This is a genomic window from Kitasatospora putterlickiae, assembly GCF_039527695.1.
GTDB classification, from domain to species: domain Bacteria; phylum Actinomycetota; class Actinomycetes; order Streptomycetales; family Streptomycetaceae; genus Kitasatospora; species Kitasatospora putterlickiae.
In genome coordinates this window covers 1-3191 of the sequence record NZ_BAAAKJ010000330.1, presented here as the reverse complement: position 1 = coordinate 3191, position 3191 = coordinate 1, and the positions used below count along the sequence as shown (strand labels likewise).

Here is a 3191-nt window from a genome sequence, read left to right as displayed (position 1 = left end):
GGGCCTCGTTCCGGTTCGCGAACGCCGCTACGCGTGCTCGGGGGCCGCCGCCTTCTCGCGCTCGGCGCGCGACTCCGCACGCGATTCGGCGCCCGACTCCGCACGCGATTCGGCGCCCGGCTCGGCGCGCGACTCGGCGCGCGGCTCGGGCTCGCCGCGCCGGACCGCTCCCGGGGCGCGTCGCGAGGGCCGGTTCGCCCGGCTGGAGGAGGTCAGCTGCCACGGAACACTGATCACCATCACGCCCGGGGTGAACAGCAGCCGGCTCTTCAGCCAGAGCGCCGACTGGTTGTGCAGCAGGTGCTCCCACCAGTGGCCGACCACGTACTCGGGGATGAACACCGCCACCGCGTCCCGCGGACTGCTCCGCCGACGGTCCCGCACGTACTGCACCACCGGCTTGGTGATCTCCCGGTACGGCGAGTCCAGCACCTTCAGCGGCACCTGGACGTCCAGTTCCCGCCACCGGCCCTCCAGCTCCCCGGTGGCGTCCGGCTCCACCGCGACCGTGAGCGCCTCCAGCGAGTCCGGCGCGAACGCCTGCGCGTAGCCGAGCGCCCGCAGCGTCGGCTTGTGCACCTGGGAGACCAGCACGAGGCCGTGCACCCTGGACGGCCGCACCGACTCGGCCCGCGCGTCGTCCACCGCCAGCTCCTCGGCGACGCCGTCGTAGTGCCGCCGGATGCCGCGCATCATCAGCCAGAGCACCACCGCCGCCACCACGGCCAGCCAGGCGCCCTGGGTGAACTTGGTCAGCAGCACGATGACCAGCACCAGCGCCGTGGTGACCGCGCCGGAGAAGTTGATCACCCGGGAGCGCTGGGCGGCACCGCGCACCGACGGGTCGGTCTCGGTGGCCAGGGTCCGGTTCCAGTGCCGCACCATGCCGATCTGCGACAGCGTGAAGGAGGTGAAGACGCCCAGGATGTAGAGGTGGATCAGGCTGGTGACGTCCGCGTCGTACAGCCAGAGCAGCCCGCCGGCCACCACCGCGAGCGCGATGATGCCGTTGGAGAAGGCCAGCCGGTCACCGCGGGTGTGCATCTGCCGGGGCAGGTAGCGGTGCTCGGCCAGGATCGAGGCGAGCAGCGGGAAGCCGTTGAACGCCGTGTTGGCGGCCAGGATCAGCACCAGCGCCGTGACCGCCTGCACGGCGTAGAAGAGGACGCTGTGGTCGCCGCCGAAGACCGCCGCCGCCAGCTGGGCGATCACGGTCTGCTGCGGCGCGCTCGCGCAGTCCCCGGGGAAGCCGCTGAGCCGGCAGGTGTCGTCGGCGATGTGGACCTTGGATATCAGCGCCAGGGAGGTGATGCCGACGAACATGACCACGGCCGTGGTGCCCATCACGGCCATCGTGGCGGCGGCGTTGCGCGACTTCGGCGCCCGGAAGGCCGGCACGCCGTTGGAGATCGCCTCCACCCCGGTCAGCGCCGTGCAGCCGGAGGCGAACGCCCGCAGCCCCAGCATCAGCAGCCCGAGTCCGGCCAGGGTGTCCTTGCCGTCCTCCGGCACGATCCCGTACGCGGCGCTGGACGCCACCGGCGCGTCACCGAGGACCGCCCGGATCAGGCCGGTGACCACCATCAGCAGGATCGCGCCGATGAACAGGTAGGTCGGCGCGGCGAAGGCCTTGCCGGACTCGCGGACGCCGCGCAGGTTCATCGCCATCAGCAGCAGGACGAAACCGAGCGCCAGCTCCACCCGGTGGTCCGCCAGCGAGGGCAGCGCCGAGATGATGTTGTCCACCCCGGAGGCCACCGAGACGGCGACCGTCATCACGTAGTCGACCAGCAGCGAGGCGGCCACCACCAGACCCGAGTTGGCCCCCAGGTTGCGGGAGACCACCTCGTAGGAGCCGCCGCCGCTCGGGTAGGCGTGCACGACCTGGCGGTAGGACATCACCACGACCGCCATCAGCGCGACCACGCCGGCCGCGACCCACGGGGTCAGGTAGAGGAAGGCGGTGCCGCCGACGGTGAGCACCAGCAGGATCTCCTGGGTCGCGTAGGCGACCGAGGAGAGCGGGTCGGAGGCGAAGATCGGCAGGGCCAGGCGCTTGGGGAGCAGGGTCTCGCCGAGCTCCTCGCTGCGCATGGCCCTGCCGATCACGAGGCGCTTGAGCGCCTGGGGCACGTTGAACACATCGGCGAGCGTAAGCATGTGCGACGGGCGCGCAATGAGCCGTTCCGGCGTGCCCAGGACGCTCGGGGTGACGGACAGGCGGGATGTTTCCACAGGTCAGAGCAGCTACGCGCGAGGCGTTCACGGTGTGGCGGGGGCGCTTCGGAGGCGTTAAGAGGGGGCGTTAAGACATCGTCAAGATATGACGACCAGACCACTCATATGGTGCACATCGCCACAATTCACCCGCTTCACACCGAACCGCCGCCCACAGTGCCGCCCGCTCCCGGCGGGCCTTCGACGGCGACTGGACGGGGTGGGCGGACCGCTGTCCCGGCGGGCGCCGGTTGGGAAGACGATCAGCTCTCGCGGAGGACCCGCCGGCCGAGCTGAACGGTCCGACCCCACCCCTGCCCCACCACTGTGCTGCCTGCGGCATGTAATTGCAACCCACTCGCAATAACCCTCCCCCTTCGCCACCCCGCTCTCCACTACCCTCCGCACATGCCCAGCCACCCTCGACCCTCACTCCCCTCCTCCCTCTCCTCCCCCTCCCCCCTCCTCCTCATCGACCTGGACCACACCCTCGTCGAACGCGACGGCGGCGCCGACGCCTGGACCACCGCCTTCTGCGCCGCCCACGGCCTCCCCGCCGAGGCCGCCCCCACCGTCTACGGCCTCTTCCTCACCGACCGCTCCCCCGCCGGCTTCACCCGCATCGCCGCCCACTACGGCCTCCCCCACTCCGGCGCCGCCCTCTGGGAGGAGCACGTCGCCCACGAGGCCGCCCGCACCCACCTGATCCCCGGCGTCCCCCAAGCCCTCGCCGACCTGCGCGCGGCCGGCTGGACCATCGCCGTGGTCACCAACGGCCGCACCGACATCCAACGCGCCAAACTCGCCCGCACCGGCCTGCTCCCCGCCGTCGACACCGTCTGCGTCTCCCAAGAGGCCGGCGCCCGCAAACCCTCCCCCGCGATCTTCCACCTCGCCGCCACCCGCCTCGGCCGCACCCTCACCCCCGCCGACTGGATGGTCGGCAACAACCCCGCCACCGACCTCCGCGGCGC

The 3191-nt window shown here is 71.8% G+C and carries 2 protein-coding genes; one reads left to right on the top strand and one right to left on the bottom strand.

Annotation, left to right across the window (positions count from 1 at the left end; genetic code table 11):
* Positions 1-27: 27 nt before the first annotated feature.
* Positions 28-2160, bottom strand: a complete 2133-nt coding sequence (locus ABD308_RS31075) for an APC family permease (protein ID WP_344342425.1) — start codon at positions 2158-2160, stop codon at positions 28-30.
* A 465-nt stretch (positions 2161-2625) separates the two neighbouring features.
* Here ABD308_RS31075 and ABD308_RS31070 point away from each other — a divergent pair.
* A partial coding sequence (locus ABD308_RS31070; RefSeq protein ID WP_344342422.1) for an HAD family hydrolase occupies positions 2626-3191 on the top strand: 566 nt, incomplete at its 3' end.

Excerpts from the sequence above, each read along its gene's own strand:
- ABD308_RS31075 (WP_344342425.1), bottom strand. The coding sequence starts at position 2,160 with ATGCTTACGCTCGCCGATGTGTTCAACGTGCCCCAGGCGCTCAAGCGC.